The organism is Acinetobacter beijerinckii CIP 110307, from assembly GCF_000369005.1.
GTDB lineage: Bacteria > Pseudomonadota > Gammaproteobacteria > Pseudomonadales > Moraxellaceae > Acinetobacter > Acinetobacter beijerinckii.
In genome coordinates this window covers 1,014,160-1,033,135 of record NZ_KB849765.1, presented here as the reverse complement: position 1 = coordinate 1,033,135, position 18,976 = coordinate 1,014,160, and the positions used below count along the sequence as shown (strand labels likewise).

The window sequence follows — 18,976 nt, the reverse complement described above, 5'->3', positions numbered from 1 at the left end:
GATGAATCATGACTAGACAAGTATTTTGCCGTAAATACAAACAAGAACTTGAGGGTTTAGACTTTGCACCATTTCCAGGTGCAAAAGGTCAAGAGTTCTTTGACAATGTATCTAAACAAGCTTGGCAAGAATGGTTAAAACATCAGACGACACTGATTAACGAAAAGCGTTTAAATGTATTTGAACCTGATGCCAAGAAGTTTCTTGAAGAACAACGTGAGAAATTCTTTAACAATGATGAAAGCGTTGAAAAAGCTGAAGGTTGGACTGAAGAGAAATAAGAAATATTCCTCTATTCCTGAAAAAAAAGAGCTGTTTTCAGCTCTTTTTTTACGTGATATTTACACAAGTAATAAAGCATTACAGAGTATACACACTTGTCTACATGACAGCTCTGGCGATTACTCATATATTAGAAAGCAGAAGGACAAAGAGATAGTTTGATATCTCAACAATGCATGATATTTCTCTCCCAGACTTTTCCCCCGAAGTCTGGGATTTTTTTATTCTTGGATTCAAAAAACCGCAAAATAATTTTGCGGTTTAAACTGAGATCAATTGAATAATTTATTTTTGATTCATTTTTTGCTCAATCTCTTCAATACTGGTATGTCGAACATCCATACCCTTTGCCATGTAAATCACTTGCTCAGAAATATTACGCGCATGATCACCAATACGCTCTAATGAACGAAGCACCCACATCACGTTGATCACGCGAGCAATATGGCGTGGATCTTCAATCATATAGGTCATAAGGGTACGAGTCGCTGATTGATACTCACGATCAATATCTACGTCTGCCATTACAACTTTTAAAGCCTGATCAACATCTAAACGCGCAAACGCATCTAAAGCATCATGGATCATGACACGAACCTGATTACCAATATGACGCGTTTCCATGTAACCACGAGGTGACTCGCCTTCTTCGCACAAGTTCTGCGCGATTCGAGCAATTTTTGCAGCTTCATCTCCAATACGCTCAAGATCAGTATTGGCTTTACTCATCGCAATCACCATACGTAGATCAATTGCCGCTGGGTGACGACGAGCTAAAATCAAGGTCAAACCTTCATCTATATCTCGCTCATATTGATTGACAACGTTATCTTTGAACTGAACATCAATGGCCAAATTTGCATCAGTATCTAATAAAGCATGGATTGCATTGGCAACCTGCTGCTCTACCAATCCTCCCATGGTCATAAATTTGGTATGTACATCTTGTAAGTCTTCATTAAATTGTGAAGAAATATGGTGACTTAACACAGGGTTACTTGGACTCACAGTATGCCTCCACTAGACACATGGAAAAATGATTGGTGATTTAAACATAGGAATGATGAAACTTTTATGACAATAGCATGTATTTACTGATTATCGAATGATGTTATTTGATACAACAAAATCAAAAAAATCTGTTAGTCTAAACGCCTAGCTTGACGGAGCGCAGTTAATAAACTGCTGAGATTATCTTAATCGCAAGATTTAAAGATGAGTACCGTTGAACCTGATCAGGTTAACACCTGCGTAGGAATCAAGCCCAACAAAAGCCTCGCCTTTATTTATCAAAGAGATAAATTCGCTATCGTTTTTGCTCGTGCTTGATTCGTTAATGTAATACATAAGGATCATGCCATGAACCAATTAACGAATCTTCCCTCTGCTGATATTTCTGCTCAACATGAGCAAGATGCTAAAGATTTAACTCGTATTTTACCCGCATCAAAAAAAGTTTATATACAAGGTTCTCGCCCAGATATCCAAGTTCCATTTCGTGAAATTAGTTTAACTGAAACACCAACAGGCTTAGGTGGTGAATACAATCCACCTGTTATGGTTTATGACACATCAGGTGTTTATACCGACCCGAATGTACAAATTGACTTAAATCAAGGTTTACCTTCAGTCCGCCAAACTTGGATTGAAGAACGTGATGATACTGACGTACTCTCAAGTTTAAGTTCTGATTTTGGTCAAGCCCGCTTAAAAGATATTCGTACAGCTGACATTCGTTTTGCTCACATTCAAAACCCTCGTCGAGCTAAGGCAGGTAAAAACGTTACTCAAATGCACTATGCCAAACAAGGCATTATCACACCTGAAATGGAATATATTGCGATTCGTGAGAATCAGCGCCAAGGTGAAGGTGTAGATATGCGCCAACATACTGGACAAAACTTTGGCGCGCAGAATTTAAAAGAAATCACCCCAGAATTTGTGCGTCAAGAAGTTGCCGCAGGACGTGCGATTATTCCTGCCAACATTAATCATCCTGAAATTGAACCGATGATTATTGGTCGTAATTTCTTGGTCAAAATTAACGCCAATATTGGTAACTCGGCACTGGGTTCATCCATTGATGAAGAAGTCGCTAAAATGACCTGGGCAACCCGTTGGGGTGCTGACACCATCATGGACTTATCGACAGGTAAGAATATCCATGAAACACGTGAATGGATTATCCGCAACTCACCAGTTCCAATCGGTACTGTTCCAATTTACCAAGCGTTGGAAAAAGTTGATGGTGTTGCCGAAGACCTCACTTGGGAAATCTTTAAAGACACCTTGATTGAACAAGCTGAACAAGGTGTAGATTACTTCACCATTCACGCAGGTGTGTTATTACGCTATGTTCCAATGACAGCAAATCGTCTCACAGGTATTGTATCTCGTGGCGGTTCAATTATGGCGCAATGGTGTCTTGCGCATCATCAAGAAAATTTTCTATACACACATTTCGACGAAATTTGTGAAATCATGAAAGCCTATGATGTGTCATTCAGTTTAGGTGATGGTCTACGTCCAGGCTGTGTTCAAGATGCCAATGACGAAGCACAATTCAGTGAACTTAAGACATTAGGTGAACTCACACATCGCGCTTGGGAACATGATGTACAGGTGATGATTGAAGGTCCCGGTCATGTACCAATGCATATGATTAAAGAAAATATGGATCTACAACTTGAAGTCTGTAAAGAAGCACCTTTCTATACACTTGGTCCACTAACAACTGATATCGCACCGGGTTATGACCACATTACCTCTGCAATTGGTGCTGCGATGATCGGCTGGTACGGTACCGCAATGCTATGCTATGTAACACCTAAAGAACACTTAGGTTTACCAAACAAAAAAGACGTGAAAGACGGTATCATCACCTACAAAATTGCAGCACATGCAGCCGACTTAGCCAAAGGTCATCCGGGTGCGCAAGTCCGTGATAACGCGCTATCAAAAGCACGCTTTGAATTCCGTTGGGATGATCAGTTTAATTTAAGCTTAGACCCAGACACAGCACGTAGTATGCATGATGAAACACTTCCGAAAGAAGCGCATAAATCTGCTCATTTCTGCTCAATGTGTGGACCAAAATTCTGCTCCATGAAAATCACACAAAATGTGCGAGATTATGCGCAAAATCAACGCAATGCCAATCAGTCAAATGATGCTGAAACAGAAGTTGAAGCAGGTCTCAGTGCGATGAAAACCGCTTATCAGGAACATGGTCAAAAACTATACCACAAGCTTTAAATCGACTAAAAAAAGATTTTCCCGTGAATCATTCTCGGTTAGGATGAGATATGTACAATCTCATCCTGATTGCAGATGACTATTCTTGACCACGCCAGCTATTCAGCATCCGACGTTACGATAGAATCTCGAGAGTTTTTATTTCGAGGATTCATTCAAGTTGAGAAAGTGAGCCTTAAGCATCGATTATTCAATCGAAGTGATTATTCGCCACTGATTCATCGTGAATTAATACATCGCCCTGAAGCTGCTGGTGTTTTACTTTATAACGATCAAAAACAAAAATTTGCTTTAATTGAACAATTTCGTATTGGCGCACTTAACGATGCAGAGTCTGCTTGGCAGCTCGAAGTGATTGCAGGTGTACTGGATGGAAATGAATCACCTGAAACCTGTATCCGCCGTGAAAGCTTAGAAGAATCTGGTTGTGAAATCACTGAACTCGAACATTTATTTAGCTTCTACCCCTCAGCTGGTGCATGTTCTGAATTTTTTCATCTATATACAGCAGAAGTAAATTTACCGAATGAAGGTGGAATTTTTGGCATGCCTGATGAAGGGGAAAATATCCAACTTCATTTATTCAACTATGACCAATTATCAACACTTTTAAAAAATGGACGTTTGAGCAATGCACCTGTAATTATGGCATTACAGTGGTTAGCTCAACATATACAACAATGATAATAAATCTAAAAGGGGTAAGAAGGTGACGTTCCAAGTCTCATCATTATCACAAAAAGATTTTGTGATGATACAGATTACTGATACACACTTATTAGAGTATCCGCATTTAGAATTTGTCGGGATGCAACCTGAGCAAAGTTTTCATGCCGTAATCGACTTGATGCGCCAACAGCACCCTGAAGTTGACTTAATAGTACATACAGGCGATTTGGCACAAAATCCAACACCTGTGACGTATCAACGCTATTTACAATATATGAAAAGTCTAGGTATTCCCTTTTTTCATACTCCAGGGAACCATGATGATGTTACTCATTTCCCATTCCATGAAGTCGATCCTACTCAACCTACAGTCGTCGAGTTAGGTGCTTGGTGTATCATTTTATTAAATAGCGCCCAACCACAACGGATTGATGGGAAAATTACTGAGGCACAGTTGCAGTATTTAACCGAGCAACTCACTCGATTATCAGATCGGCATGTCATCATTGCTTGCCATCATCATCCATTTGCAATGCAATCCGCGTGGATTGATCAGCATAAATTAAAGAACTCTTCTGATTTATTAGAGACTATTCAGTCATTTCATAATGTCAAAGCTATTGTCTGCGGTCATGTACATCAAGACTCTATTCATAGTTGGCAGGGTGTCGAATTTTTATCAACACCATCAACCTGTATCCAATTTAAGCCGAAAAGCGATAAATTCGCATTAGATGAAGAACATCCAGGCTATCGCTATATTCGCCTTAAAGCCAATGGCGAGTTAGAAACACAAGTTTATCGGCTTTCTAGCTCGCAAAGATTGAGTAGCTCTGAAGTTCTAGGTTATGACTAAATTTTTAATTACAAATTACATTGACGATTTCTCACAAAATCTGGGCGGGAATGACTACCATCTTGTCCAAAAAGTCTATATGATGGCGACCCTTGATGGGAAAAACCATCTTAGGTTTCTATAAAAACACTTGCATATCACCATATTTTTTGCGTATAGATAGTACGTGTAAGATGAGGAATGCCCTATATGGCGAATGACAACCAAAATCAAGTCTTGGACGAAAATACAGAAGTGATTGACGACCAAAAAGCGCCTGTAAAACGTGTGCGTAAAACCAAACCGAAAGCTTCAGAAGGTGGAACCACTGCAAGCTTATTTGGGATTGCACCATATCAGCCGAAAAAAAATGAAGAATACATGTCTGAAGGGCAACTTGAGCATTTCCGCCAAATCTTAAATGCATGGAAAGCCGAGTTAATGTCAGAAGTTGATCGTACCTTGAATACAATGCAAGATGAATCAACTGCGCTTCCTGATGTCAATGACCGTGCAACTCAAGAAGAAGAGTTTGCGATTGAATTACGTACGCGTGACCGTGAACGCAAACTCATTCGTAAAATCGAACAATCTCTTGAAGCAATTCAAAGTGAAGATTACGGTTACTGCGAAACTTGCGGTATTGAAATCGGTTTACGTCGTTTAGAAGCACGTCCAACAGCAACTCAATGTATTGATTGCAAAACTTTGGCTGAAATCAAAGAAAAGCAAAACAACGGTTAATTTTGAAAACCGTGTTGAGCCATGAAGTTAAGCAAAGCGATGCTTTACTTAATCTCCGCTCATATGTGGGTCGGTTTGCACCATCGCCAACCGGCCCATTGCATTTTGGCTCCCTGCTCACCGCAGTTGCTAGTTATTGCGATGCCAAAGCCAATCGGGGTAAATGGCTGGTTCGTATTGAAGATACAGATATTCCTCGCATCTATCCTGATAGCAAAAATCACATTCTTAGCTGTATTGATGCCTTTCAATTTGAACCTGATGCTGAGATTATCTTCCAAAAAGATCATTTAGGTCTTTATGAGCATGTGTTAGAACAATTAAAAAATGCTAACGCAATCTATGCATGTCAATGTACTCGAAAAATACTCGGTTCTAATCATATTTATGCAGGCACTTGTCGTGATCTAAATCTTGATTTTGCTGAGCAAGCGATTCGTTTAAAAGTTGCCGATCAATTGATTTGTTTTGACGATCGCTTACAGGGTCAGCAATGCTCAAACCTCAAGCATGATCTTGGCGATTTCGCTCTCAAACGTCGTGATGGAATCATTAGTTATCAATTGGCTGTTGTAGTAGATGATTATCTACAAAACATCACTCATGTCGTTCGTGGCGCAGATTTATTGGATAATACAGCGCGACAGATTTGGTTGGGTTCTTTGCTGAATTATCCGAATTTAAACTATATGCATTTACCGCTTGCGATGAACGATCAAGGGCAAAAACTATCGAAACAGAATTTGGCACAAGCCTTGGATATTCACAGAGCTCCAGAACTCCTACAGCAAGCGATATTAGCGCTAGGACAGCCATTCGTTGAACTTGATCAGCCTAGAGTTATGCTACAACAAGTTGTACAGCAATGGGATGTGGACTTAATTCCAAAAGGGATTCATCTCACAGCTACTTTTTTATAAGCAAAAAAAAGCCCTGAGCATCGTCAGGGCTTTTCAATCAGAAAATCGTTAGAAATTTGACTCTTCTTTCACAGGATTCAACTCTTGTGTAGATGCATCAATTTTCAGAATTAAACTAATCATTGCCGCACACATCATTAACGATGAACCGCCATAACTAATAAATGGTAAGGTCAAACCTTTAGTTGGTAGTAAGCCCATATTCATCCCTGCATTTACTAAGATTTGCAGCAAGAAGATAATACTAATACCGTAAGCTAAGTACCCTGCTCTTAAATAATTATGCTGCAAAGCACGATGCCCAATACGAATACAGCAAGCCAACATCGTGAATGAGAGAATCATGACCAACGTCACACCAACAAAACCAAATTCTTCACCAAGAACGGCGAGCATAAAGTCTGTATGTGCTTCTGGAAGATAAGAAAGTTTTTGGACACTATGCCCCAAACCTGTTCCAATCCACTCTCCTCGTCCAAAGGCCATCAATGCATTCGATAACTGATAACCGACACCTAATGGATCTGCCCAAGGATTGGTAAATGAAATTAAACGTTGAAAACGGAATGGTTCAAATAAAATCAGTGCGGTAATCCCTGCAAGAATTGCCCCTAACATAATTAAGAACTGAGTTGCGGGTGCGCCTGCCAAAAAGAACACTCCAACCATCATCAAAACAATAACGACTGTTGCACCTAAGTCAGGCTCTGCCACAATAAAACCGACAGTGAGCGCCATAACACCACTCAGTCGCAACAAACCTTTCCAATGCGTTCTAACTTCTTTTGCACGGCGTACAACATAGTCTGCGGTAAAAATTGCCATCACGATTTTGGCAATCTCTGTTGGCTGTAACGTAAAACCACCGACTTTAATCCAACGATGTGCACCATTGACTTCTGAACCAACCACCAAAACAGCGAGCAATAGCACCATGGTCACAAGCCACAAAGGAAATGCATTTTTAAACCAAAGATTCAATGAGATACGATAGGTTAAAAAAGCGACCACTGCTGCAACAACAATCGAAATCCCATGACGAATCACAAAATAAAAAGGATTTTCATGAATATATTCAGCGTAAGGCATTGAAGCCGATGCAACCATCACTGAACCGAAACATAATAAAGAAATCACACAAAAAATAAGAATATTTCGTGCTGTCAATTCCGCAGGAAATTTCGGCAAACGATTCACTATCTGCGAAATCTTTTGGGTCATGTTTTGGGCTAAATCAGCCATAATTCTATTCCTAGTTTTTATTTTCATTCAAGGCATTTACACATGCCACGAATTGATGCCCACGGTCATTATAGCTTTTAAACATATCAAAACTTGCACATGCAGGCGATAGCAATACCACATCTTCAGCCTGCGTTACTTTTTGAGCCAATTCTACCGCCTCTTTTAAGCTACTGGCATGTTGAATAATACTACTGCCTTGAATAGCTTGCTCAATCACAGCTGCGTCTTCACCAATCAAAATTACACTCTTCACATATTTTTGAATTGCTTCACGTAATGGTTTGAAATCTTGCCCTTTCCCCTGCCCACCTAAAATGAGTGCTAATTTACCTTGCTTCACCTCAATAGCGGCACCTAAACCATCAATAGCAGCAAGGGTTGCACCGACATTTGTTCCTTTTGAATCATTGTAGTAACGCACATCATCGACTGTTTTCACGTATTCACAGCGATGCTCTAAGCCTTTAAAGTGTTTTAAGGTCTCAAGCATAGAAGATATTGGCAAAGCAATCGCTTCACCCAATGCCAAACACGCTAGAGCATTGGCAACGTTATGCATACCTTGAATATACATCTCTGAAGTTTTAAGCAAACGTTCACGACCACGTGCCAACCACATCGTGCCATCGGCATCTCGGAGCACCCCAAATTGATTTAAATCTGGGGCATTTAGACCAAAACTCTGCATTGGTGTAACATCAGGGACAAGAGGACGACTTAAATTATCGTCACGGTTATAAACAACCTTTTTTACTCCCTGAAAAATTCGATGCTTGGCTTTATGATAACCAAACATATCACCATGACGATCTAAATGATCTTCACTCATGTTCAAAACAACAGCGACATCAGCATTTAAGTGTGATGTAGTCTCAAGTTGAAAACTAGACAATTCCAATATAATGAGTTCAGGCTCATCTTTTAATAAATCTAATGCAGGACGACCTAAATTACCCCCAACTGCAACTTTCTTTCCTGCATCCGCAGCCATTAACCCAATGAGAGTTGTCACTGTACTTTTAGCATTAGAACCTGTGATGGCAACAATCGGTGCATCTGTTGCACGACGTAAAAGTTGTATATCACCAACAACTGGAATACCTTTTTCAATTGCTTGCTGAATTTCAGGAAGTTGGGGTGCCAAACCAGGGCTAAGAATAATTTCTTCTGCTTGCAATAAAAGCTCAGTATCTAATTTTCCAAAACTGGTTCGAACACCTGTCGGAATTTGATCATGCCCAGGAGGGGTCGCACGAGAATCTGTGACAGCAACTTGGTAGCCTTTTTCAAATAGAAAATTGACTGCGGACACGCCTGAAATACCCAAGCCAGCCACAACTTTTAATCCACCACGTTGTATTAACATTTTTGCCCCATTTTTCCAGTTCACAGAATGGCAAAAATGTTAGCACTTTACTGTTTTAAATGCTTTTTCAGTTTTAGTTTTATTCATGCTTTTTTGTGTCAGTGCGTAAAAGCTAAATCGAATAGCTGAATCAGAATGAAGTAAACAATGCAATCACCCACAAAGCTAATGCCAAATACATCAATCGGTCAATTTTCTTCGGTTGGATTCCCTTTATCTTTAGCGCAATAGCTTCAGGTCGTAACCATAAATAGATGAAACAAAAAATTGTACCTAGCCAATTCAATCCAGCTCGATAAGGTGTTGGTTCATCCTTCAATCCGAGTAGAAAGATTATCGTAACCAAGATCATAAACCCAATCAGAATGATTTTATGCTTAAGGCTTAACGGTTTTTCTTCAATCTTTTGAATTTGATTCATTTTTATCATTTTCTTTCAACAATCGCCTATATCATTAATAAATATAGGCGATTGCTATTTTTTAACGCCATTTAACCGCTTGTATAGACTCTGCTTTTTTACTTTCAGCTTCATCTGTTGAACAACCACAGCCCCCGCCACAACCGACTATTATTTTAGGTTTAGACCAGACTGCCAAACGTTGCCAACCTAAACGCTGACAAAAATTCGAGACCGCTAGAGATGCTGAACTTGCAGTTTTAGGAAATACTTTTTTAAAAACAACAATAGCACTCCATAGCACCAATACAGCAATAATTAAGTACTCAAACATAAGCCTCTCCAATAATTACCTTCCTTACTTGAAGGAAGGTATAAGTGAGATTTCATTACCCCCAAATGCGTGATGCAATTTGATAGGTAAAGAAAGACATTAAATAAGCTAAGCCAAACAAATAAGCTGTCATGACTGCGACGTGTTTCCATGAGCCTGTTTCACGGCGAACCGTTGCCAATGTTGCCAAACAATGCGGCGCATAGATAAACCACACCAAGAGTGATAATCCAGTTGCAAGCGACCAGCCTGTTCCATCCGCACTAATTAAGTGTGATAAACCTTGAGCGACCGCATCATCATCTGCACCAGATAATGCATATACAGTACCCAATGCAGCAACCACCACTTCACGCGCCGCCATTGCAGGAATCAGTGCAACCACGATCTGCCAGTTAAAACCAACAGGTGCAAAAATAGGTTGTAATAAATGGCCTAACATACCTGCGAAACTGTAATCAATTGCAGGTTGAGTTGCTCCATCTGGCGCTTGAGGAAAAGTACATAAGAACCAAAGTAAAATTGAAAGTGCGAAAATGATACCACCCACGCGCTTTAAGAATATTTTGGCGCGATCCAGTAAGCCAATCCCAACACTTCTCAAATCTGGAATACGGTAACTTGGTAGCTCGAGTAATAGCGCATGCTGTGATTTATCTTTTTGCAGAAATTTCATCACCATAGACACACATAGCGCACTAACAATTCCCGCCATGTATAATCCAAATAAAACTAAACCTTGCAAATTAAAAATACCCCACACTGTTTGAGTCGGAATAAATGCGGCTATCAGCAAAGCATATACAGGCAAACGTGCCGAACATGTCATCAGCGGTGCAACCATAATCGTGGTGAAACGATCACGGTGATCACTAATACTACGTGTTGCCATAATACCGGGGATTGCACATGCAAAACTTGAGAGTAAAGGGATAAAAGCACGTCCACTCAAACCCGCTTTAAACATCAACTTATCAAGCAAAAACGCTGCGCGAGGTAAATAGCCTGATTCTTCTAAAACCAAGATAAAGAAAAACAGAATCAAAATTTGTGGCAAGAACACCACAACACCGCCAGCACCTGCAATGATTCCATCAACAACTAAACTTTGAAGTAAAGGTTGGCTTATGTGCTCACCCAAGGTTTCACCCAGCCACCCAAAGAATGTTTCAATTCCATCCATAAAAGGTGCAGCCCAAGCAAATACCGCTTGGAATACAATGAACATCATCACTGCTAGACTGAGTAGTCCCAATACAGGGTGTAAAAAGATCTTATCTAGAAAATCTGTACGCTTATCTTCTTGATCATTAAAGTTAACGACATCTTTGAAAATCACTTCAATTTTTTGATGATGTTCGCCTGTCAAACCACTCAGTTCGGTTTGTGGAACTGTGTATTTACCTTGATCTAATGCGTGCAGTAAATTTTCGATCCCTGAATTACGTACCGCAACAGTCTCTACCACTGGCACACCCAAGCGTTCAGATAACTTCTGTGTATTAATCTGAATGCCACGACGACGTGCTTCATCCATCATATTTAATACAACAAGAATCGGACGACCAAGCTCGATGACTTCTAAAACGAGACCTAGATGTAGCTTCAAATTAGTTGCATCAACCACACATAAAAAGGCATCTTGCTGCCCTTCTTCCGCAATCTTACCTTGGCAAACATCACGAGTGATTTCTTCATCAGGACTGGTCGCTTTTAAGCTATACGTTCCTGGTAAATCCAAGACACGAACATTTTTTCCTGAAGGAAGCTGAAAATGTCCAACTTTACGTTCAACAGTGACCCCCGCATAGTTCGCTACTTTTTGGCGAGTTCCTGTTAAATGATTAAATAAAGATGTTTTACCGCAGTTTGGATTTCCCACAAGGGCAACACGTAGCGCATCACTCATGCAGGTGCTCCTTCAAGCTGAATTTCAATTTTGTCTGCTTCGGTTTTACGTAACGCAAAACGAGTAAAACCAATTTGGATTAGAATCGGATCACCACCAAAAATACCTTTAGTGATCACCTGCACTTGAGTACCAGGTACAAAGCCCAAACTTTCTAAACGAACGGCAACTAAATCTGGCTGTTCTGCCTCATCGACTAAGCGATTTACTTTCGTAATCATCGCTGTTTGCTTGACTTTTAATGCTGACAATCGCACCGCTTCTAACCCTTAACGCTTTTGTGGCTAGTATACAAGCAAATGAGAATAATTACCAAAAACAATCTCAATGCCATTTCGCTTTGTCACAGATCGACAACAATTCATTTTTCTTTTACAGTGCAACTGAATAAAGGAATTTTCTGATGATATTGAATAAAAAACCTCGTATTCCTACTGCCGTCAACATTCCTGAACATTTGGGCTTTTTACAAGGTTTTCGAGATTATTTAGTGGCTCAAACAGTCAGCCCACACACACGCAATGCCTATTTGTCTGATTTGATCCAATGTAGTGAATTACACACCACCTCACTATTACCACAATGGTCAAGTGACGATATCGCAGATGTACTCATTGCGCTGACCAAAGCAGGGAAAAGCCCACGTTCAATTGCAAGATGTCTATCCGCATTACGACAATTCTTTAAATTTTTAAGAGAACAAAAACTAAGAGATGACAATCCTGTAGCAACGCATCATTCGCCTAAAATTGGTCGTGCCTTACCCAAAGATTTATCGGAACAAGATGTAGAAGCTTTGATTCATGCACCAGACATCACGCATGTTTTAGGTCTTCGAGATCGTGCTATGTTAGAAGTTTTATATGCATGTGGACTGCGTGTTTCAGAATTACTCAATTTGCGTTTAGAGCTAATTAACTTAAAACAGGGTTTTTTACGTATCACAGGCAAAGGCAATAAAGAACGTCTCGTACCTCTCGGACAGTATGCTTGCGATTGGGTAGAAAAATATTTATCAGAATCACGTCCACAGCTTTATAAAAGTAGCACCGATTATTTATTTTTGACTCAACATGGCGGCATCATGAGTCGACAAAATTTTTGGTACGCCATTAAACGTTATGCTCTGCAAGCCAATATTCAAGCTGAATTATCTCCACATACACTACGACATGCTTTTGCGACACATTTACTTAATCACGGCGCTGATTTACGCGTAGTGCAAATGCTGCTCGGACATAGTGATCTTTCAACCACACAAATTTATACGCATGTTGCGCAACATCGAATGCAAGAACTACATAGCAAATACCATCCAAGGGGTTAAAACAGCCTTTTATCGAAGATATACAGCAAAGTAGATTTCGTTCACATAGCTCAAGCAAGATTTAACGAAGTAAATCTAATTTTTTGGTATGCTTGAGCAAGTTTATAAATACACTATGAAAAAGGTTCTTTATGTCGTTTACTCGCTCTCAGCTCGTACTTGCTTGTACATTGGCATCAACATTATTAGTCAGTGCATGTTCAAAAGAAAATTCAGCACAAAAACAAGATGCTCTTACAGCAAGTGCACCTGCGACAGGTGAAGCATCTACCTTAAATGAACGTAATGCTCAACAACGTCTCATCTCAACCTTAGAAAAACATTTTAAAACCGCGAATATTAATGCCAAAATCGTTTCGATTAAAAAAACGGAAGTACCTAATTTATTCTGGGTCAGTTTAGAAGGCATGGGATCAGTATATGCCACGAGCGATGGTCAATATATCATTCAAGGTGATGTAATTCGTTTAGGCGACAAGCAACTGAAGAATGTGAGTGAATCATTACAAGCAACTGAAAATAAAAAACACTTAGCTGCTCTAAAAACCGAAGATTTGATTGTTTACCCTGCCAAAGATGGCAAAGCAAAACATGTGATTTATGTATTTACCGATTCAAGTTGTCCTTATTGCCATAAACTACACGAACATCTAGCTGAAATTAATGCCAAAGGCATTGAGGTTCGTTATATTGCATGGCCACGTGGCGAGCAATTTATGCCAACTATGGAAGCCATTTGGTGTAGCGAAGATCGTAAGTCAGCTTTTGATCAAGCCGCACAAGGCCTTCCTGTTGCTGCAGCAGCATGTAAAAACCCTGTTCGTGATCAATATCAATTGGGTTTAAACATGGGTGTAAATGGAACACCTGCAATTTACAACGTTGATGGTGAGTATTTAGGGGGCTATATGACACCTGATGAAATCACAAAACGACTCGAAAAATAAAATATTTTCAAAAGACTAAATCAAACGACTCGGGCGACAGATTAAAGATGATCTTAGCCCTAGTGTCTGCTCACTTTTTTAGCTATGATCAAGCTTCATTAAAATGATTGAATAAAATGGAGTGTGACGTGAAACCAGTTCGTCTGGCGATACTCGGTCTTGGTACTGTAGGTGGTGGAGCCCTTAAATTACTACAAGAAAATGCTGCTGAAATTAAACGCCGTACCGGTCGAGAAATTCAAATTACACACGTAGGCACCCGCCGTCCACGTCCAGATTTACAACTTGATGGCATTAAACAAAGCGAAGACCTCATGGAAATCGTACGTCAACCTGATGTTGATGTCGTGGTTGAAGTAATGGGTGGGATTCATCCTGCCTATGAAGTCATCATGGAAGCCATTAAGCATGGCAAACAAGTTGTCACTGCGAACAAAGCATTACTGGCTGAACATGGCAATGAGCTGTTCAAGGCTGCCGAAGATAATGCTGTGCAAATCGCCTATGAAGCAGCGGTTGCTGGCGGTATTCCAATTATTAAAGTAATTCGTGAAGGTCTTGCTGCAAATCATATTCAATGGTTGGCAGGAATCATCAATGGTACAGGTAACTTTATCTTGACCGAAATGCGCGAAAAAGGCCGTGCTTTTGATGATGTACTTAAAGAAGCTCAAGAACTCGGTTACGCTGAAGCTGATCCAACTTTTGATGTTGAAGGAATTGATGCTGCACATAAGCTAACGATTTTAGCGTCGTGTGCGTTTGGTATCCCACTTCAATTCAATAAAGTCTATACCGAAGGCATTAGCAAAATTACAGCACAAGATGTGAAATATGCTGAAGAGCTTGGTTTCCGTATCAAACACTTAGGTATTGCTCGTCGTGCAGAAAAAGGAATTGAGTTACGTGTACATCCAACACTGATTCCTGCAGAAGAATTAATTGCTAATGTAAATGGCGTTAAAAATGCCGTATTGGTACAAGCGCACGCCGTTGGTCCAACACTTTACTACGGTGCTGGCGCGGGTGCAGGTCCAACAGCATCGGCTGTTGTTGCTGATGTGATTGATATTGTCCGTGATATTTCTTACACAGAAGACGGTGCAGGTACAATTCCGCAACTTGCTTTTGAAGCATTGACCAATGTGCCGATTCTCAGCCGTGAAGAAATGACAACGGGTTATTACATCCGTTTAAATGCTGAAGATCAAACAGGTGTGTTGGCAGATGTCACCTCGATCTTGAGTCGCGCTGGTATCAGTATTGATGCCATCATGCAGCAATCTCGCCTTAAAGATCTGATTCCAATCGTAATCTTGACCGATCCGATCATCGAGTCAAAAATGGATGAAGCTTTAGCACAAATTCAAGCATTACCTGCAATTCGTGGCGAAATCGTAAGAATTCGTTTAGAATCGCTCGATAGTTAATCAGGTTGAGGGAAATGATCTCCCTCACCCCGCTCTACCTCATATTGGAACACCATCATGTCGAATGCCAATCGTTATACTGGTCTTGTAGATCGTTATCGTGACCGTTTACCTGTGTCTGCAACTACACGTGCTATTTCTTTAGGCGAAGGTAATACTCCGCTCATTAAATTAGAGAATATTCCACGTATTATTGGCAAGAATGTTGAAATCTATGTGAAGTATGAAGGTCTAAATCCAACGGGTTCTTTTAAAGACCGTGGCATGACGATGGCAGTGACTAAAGCAGTTGAAGAAGGCTCTAAAGCGATTATCTGTGCATCTACAGGCAACACTTCAGCGGCTGCGGCTGCATATGCAGCACGTGCAGGCATCAAAGCATTTGTCTTGATTCCTGAAGGTAAAATTGCAATGGGTAAAATGGCTCAAGCAATGATGTACGGTGCAATCACCATGCAAATTCGTGGTAACTTCGATGACGGTATGCGTCTAGTTAAAGAAGTTGCTGATCAAGCTCCTGTAACGATTGTAAACTCAATTAATCCATATCGTTTGCAAGGTCAAAAAACCATTGCTTACGAAATCGTAGAAGCTTTAGGTCGTGCACCTGATTATCACTGCTTACCAGTAGGTAATGCCGGTAATATCACGGCACACTGGATGGGTTATACTGAAGCAGTTGCCAACCAACCTGCGGATCAGTTCGAACAAGTCATCTATGATGCGGCAACAGATCAATTCACTGGTCCTAAACCTGAAGGTTTACCAATCATGGCAGGTTATCAAGCTGCTGGCGCAGCACCATTTTTACGTGGTGCACCAGTTGAGAGTCCTGAAACTGTTGCTACAGCAATTCGTATTGGTAATCCACAAAGCTGGAACCATGCTAAAGCTGTTGTACGTGACTCTAAAGGCTGGTTTGATGAACTTCAAGATAGTGAAATTCTTGAAGCACAACGCTTACTTTCTATATATGAAGGTGTGTTTGTAGAACCTGCTTCTGCAGCGTCTATCGGTGGTGCTATTCGTGACATTAAAGCAGGCAAAATTGCTGAAGGTTCGGTGATTGTATGTACTGTGACTGGTAATGGTTTGAAAGATCCTGATACAGCAATTAAGCAATGTGCTGATGCTGTGATGTTGTCAATTGATGCGACAATGGATCAAGTCAAAGATTCGATTCTTTCTAACATGTAAGAATAAATTCTAAAGAAATAAAAAACCAGTTGCTTGCAACTGGTTTTTTTACTCAAAAAGATAGATTATTTTTCTTTTCACTCATATTCGTCTTCATAGCTATACTGCTTTGACAACTCTTTCTCAATTGCTTGAATCTCTTCTAAAGCTATCTGTTTAATCTCAAATAAAGGCTGTTTGAGCAAAGGATTAACCGCATACAAAGGCTCTTCTTCCCAACCATGCATAATAATTAAAGTCTGTGTTTTCTGATTATATTTTAAACCTGACTGAGAATGAATCATTGCCTGTAAAAGTGCTGGCTGATCAGACAACTCCTCAAATGAACCTTTGATCTGAATATCACCATAATCGTAATCGGCAAAAATCGTTACGACATTACTTTTTAATTGTTCAGGTTGCTGCGAATAAACCAAACTTGCAAAAAACTCATCATGCTCCTCCACCCATTGCTGCTTTTTTACTGACCATAGGCCGTAGAACTTAATATCTTGATCAAAATGAATAAATTGATAACTTTGCATATTGGCCAGTTGAATAAACTCAAAAGTATCCTCATCATTTAAGCTTTCAGGCAGCGTTTCTCGTGAAACGCCTCCATCCTGATAAATATGTTCACCACAACGTGAAAAGACAAAATCATCCAATTGTTTTAATAATGACTCATCTGCATCAAATAATGATTCAACTTCATATAAAAAAAGTTACGTGCAGCTTTAATTTCAAGTTGCTTATAAGTTGTTTCAGCTTGTTCTTTACTCTCAAAAACACTGGCAATTCGACTCCCCGACGCATAAAAAACTTCATCGTTATAACCAAAATATTTTTCACGAATTACATACATTGGCATCTTAGATCCCCAATTTTAAATTATTAATTTCAAATGAATTATTAAATATACTGAGATCATAATTTAGCAAAATATACTAAAAATAAAAGATCTTAAACTGAACTTTACGTCTTAAACTGTCGTTTTGATATATAAAAAAAGCTCCTCATAAAGAGAAGCTTTTGAGTCTTTAAATTATTAAACTCTTTTTGGTAATGAACTCAGCCAATTGAGCAAATTAGTCGCGTCATTAGTACGAGATTGCGAACTTGGTGCGCCCAAGAGTACCACGACTGCTGGGCGAGAATTTACAGTCGTATGCATTACCACACAACGCCCTGCCTCGTTAATATAACCCGTTTTAGACAAGTTAATATTCCAACCACCATTACGTACTAAAGCATTGGTGTTATTCGATTTTAAAACACGATAGCCGAGATTAAAATCATAGGTCGGTGTGGTTGAAAATTGACGAATCAATCCATATTGTGATGCAGCACTAACTAAAATACCTAAATCACGTGCAGAAGAAACATTATGCGGATCTAAGCCTGTAGACTCTGCATAGTGAGTAGATGTCATACCCAATTGTTTGGCTTTAGCATTCATTGCAGCAATAAAAGCTGAACGACCACCAGGATATGTACGTGCTAATGCCGCAGCAGCAGGGTTCTCAGATTTCATTAAAGCAAATAGCAGTAATTCAGCGCGATTCATGGTATCGCCAGCGCGTAAAGTTGAGCTTGAATTTTTCCCGCCTGCACCTGCAAAATCAATCATTTGCAAAGTAACTTCTTCAGACATATTCAAACGCGCATCAGCAGTAACCACAGCTGTCATAACTTTAGTAATCGATGCAATTGGCACTGACATATTACTATTTTTGCTGTAAAGGACTTCGCCAGTTTGAGCATCCATGACCAAAGCGGCACGAGCATTCACAGAAGGCTGACTACTGTATCCTGATGTATCACGAATCTGTAAGCTTTTCTGCGGCGTTGCGGATGAAGTAATTGTTGCTGTACCACCACCTCTTAAGGTCGTCGTCACAGAGGTTGAGCCTTGCGGACTAACCTCTAATGAATCATCATCTTCCATAAATTGGCTAACGTCATTTGCAGACCAATTCAATGAAGCAGAAGATTCATTGGCACTCGAAGTAGCCGAGTTGTTATTTACAACCAACTCAGCAAAACTTGTTGAACTCCACGCCAACAAGATAGACATGCTTAAAACATGCATGACAGATTTTTTAGAATTTCTCACGACACAATACTCAACTCAGGA

General features: G+C 40.0%; 18 protein-coding genes, 1 pseudogene and 1 riboswitch. Of the genes and pseudogenes, 10 read left to right on the top strand and 9 right to left on the bottom strand.

What is annotated here, in order from left to right; all coding sequences use genetic code 11:
• Window positions 1-8 precede the first annotated feature (8 nt).
• On the top strand, window positions 9-281 hold the full coding sequence (locus tag F933_RS10400; protein WP_005050864.1) for an oxidative damage protection protein: 273 nt from the start codon (window positions 9-11) through the stop codon (window positions 279-281).
• A 286-nt stretch (window positions 282-567) separates the two neighbouring features.
• On the opposite strand, the gene phoU is transcribed toward F933_RS10400, so the two are convergent.
• Window positions 568-1,290, bottom strand: coding sequence for a phosphate signaling complex protein PhoU (gene phoU / locus F933_RS10395; RefSeq protein ID WP_005060960.1), 723 nt, complete (start codon window positions 1,288-1,290; stop codon window positions 568-570).
• A gap of 146 nt (window positions 1,291-1,436) precedes the next feature.
• A riboswitch (TPP riboswitch) is annotated at window positions 1,437-1,557 on the top strand.
• 84 nt (window positions 1,558-1,641) lie between these two features.
• Between phoU and thiC the strand changes: the two genes are divergently transcribed.
• The 5 genes from thiC to gluQRS all read left to right on the top strand — a co-directional run bounded on the left by thiC (window position 1,642) and on the right by gluQRS (window position 6,705).
• A complete protein-coding gene (thiC, locus tag F933_RS10390) occupies window positions 1,642-3,537 on the top strand; it encodes a phosphomethylpyrimidine synthase ThiC (protein ID WP_005060958.1) in 1,896 nt (631 codons plus the stop codon).
• Between the two features lie 75 nt (window positions 3,538-3,612).
• A complete protein-coding gene (locus tag F933_RS10385) occupies window positions 3,613-4,221 on the top strand; it encodes an NUDIX domain-containing protein (protein WP_005050859.1) in 609 nt (202 codons plus the stop codon).
• A gap of 25 nt (window positions 4,222-4,246) precedes the next feature.
• Entirely contained in the window at window positions 4,247-5,062 is an 816-nt protein-coding gene (gene cpdA, locus F933_RS10380) for a 3',5'-cyclic-AMP phosphodiesterase (RefSeq protein WP_005060955.1), read from the top strand.
• Window positions 5,063-5,251: 189 nt separating this feature from the next.
• Window positions 5,252-5,785, top strand: a complete 534-nt coding sequence (dksA, locus tag F933_RS10375) for an RNA polymerase-binding protein DksA (protein ID WP_005050857.1) — start codon at window positions 5,252-5,254, stop codon at window positions 5,783-5,785.
• Between the two features lie 11 nt (window positions 5,786-5,796).
• Entirely contained in the window at window positions 5,797-6,705 is a 909-nt protein-coding gene (gene gluQRS / locus F933_RS10370) for a tRNA glutamyl-Q(34) synthetase GluQRS (protein ID WP_005060953.1), read from the top strand.
• A 48-nt stretch (window positions 6,706-6,753) separates the two neighbouring features.
• On the opposite strand, the gene ftsW is transcribed toward gluQRS, so the two are convergent.
• The 6 genes from ftsW to F933_RS10340 form a co-directional block, all read right to left on the bottom strand.
• Window positions 6,754-7,947, bottom strand: a complete 1,194-nt coding sequence (gene ftsW, locus F933_RS10365) for a putative lipid II flippase FtsW (RefSeq protein WP_005060952.1) — start codon at window positions 7,945-7,947, stop codon at window positions 6,754-6,756.
• Between the two features lie 10 nt (window positions 7,948-7,957).
• Window positions 7,958-9,316, bottom strand: coding sequence for a UDP-N-acetylmuramoyl-L-alanine--D-glutamate ligase (murD, locus tag F933_RS10360; protein ID WP_005060950.1), 1,359 nt, complete (start codon window positions 9,314-9,316; stop codon window positions 7,958-7,960).
• 130 nt (window positions 9,317-9,446) lie between these two features.
• Complete coding sequence (locus F933_RS10355) at window positions 9,447-9,737, bottom strand: hypothetical protein (RefSeq protein ID WP_005060948.1); 291 nt, start codon at window positions 9,735-9,737, stop codon at window positions 9,447-9,449.
• 61 nt (window positions 9,738-9,798) lie between these two features.
• Window positions 9,799-10,050 (bottom strand): DUF6587 family protein, encoded by a 252-nt coding sequence (locus F933_RS10350; RefSeq protein WP_005060946.1) that lies wholly within the window; start codon window positions 10,048-10,050, stop codon window positions 9,799-9,801.
• Between the two features lie 55 nt (window positions 10,051-10,105).
• Window positions 10,106-11,959: a ferrous iron transporter B gene (feoB, locus tag F933_RS10345; RefSeq protein WP_005060943.1), complete on the bottom strand. Its 1,854-nt coding sequence runs from the start codon at window positions 11,957-11,959 to the stop codon at window positions 10,106-10,108.
• The gene (locus tag F933_RS10340) at window positions 11,956-12,216 is read right to left on the bottom strand and encodes a FeoA family protein (RefSeq protein ID WP_005050848.1); all 261 of its coding nucleotides are present in this window, start codon (window positions 12,214-12,216) and stop codon (window positions 11,956-11,958) included. The genes feoB and F933_RS10340 overlap by 4 nt, the downstream gene beginning before the upstream one ends.
• A 149-nt stretch (window positions 12,217-12,365) precedes the next feature.
• Here F933_RS10340 and xerD point away from each other — a divergent pair, with 149 nt between their 5' ends.
• From xerD to thrC, 4 genes are all read left to right on the top strand, one after another.
• Window positions 12,366-13,286, top strand: a complete 921-nt coding sequence (xerD, locus tag F933_RS10335) for a site-specific tyrosine recombinase XerD (protein ID WP_034710973.1) — start codon at window positions 12,366-12,368, stop codon at window positions 13,284-13,286.
• Window positions 13,287-13,417: 131 nt separating this feature from the next.
• Window positions 13,418-14,233: a DsbC family protein gene (locus F933_RS10330; protein ID WP_005060940.1), complete on the top strand. Its 816-nt coding sequence runs from the start codon at window positions 13,418-13,420 to the stop codon at window positions 14,231-14,233.
• A 128-nt stretch (window positions 14,234-14,361) separates the two neighbouring features.
• Complete coding sequence (locus F933_RS10325) at window positions 14,362-15,663, top strand: homoserine dehydrogenase (protein WP_005050842.1); 1,302 nt, start codon at window positions 14,362-14,364, stop codon at window positions 15,661-15,663.
• Window positions 15,664-15,720: 57 nt separating this feature from the next.
• A complete protein-coding gene (gene thrC / locus F933_RS10320) occupies window positions 15,721-16,860 on the top strand; it encodes a threonine synthase (protein ID WP_005060939.1) in 1,140 nt (379 codons plus the stop codon).
• A gap of 77 nt (window positions 16,861-16,937) precedes the next feature.
• Here thrC and F933_RS10315 read toward each other — a convergent pair.
• Window positions 16,938-17,710, bottom strand: a pseudogene (locus F933_RS10315) (hypothetical protein).
• A gap of 177 nt (window positions 17,711-17,887) precedes the next feature.
• Window positions 17,888-18,955, bottom strand: a complete 1,068-nt coding sequence (pbpG, locus tag F933_RS10310; RefSeq protein WP_155757857.1) for a D-alanyl-D-alanine endopeptidase PBP7/8 — start codon at window positions 18,953-18,955, stop codon at window positions 17,888-17,890.
• Window positions 18,956-18,976 lie beyond the last annotated feature (21 nt).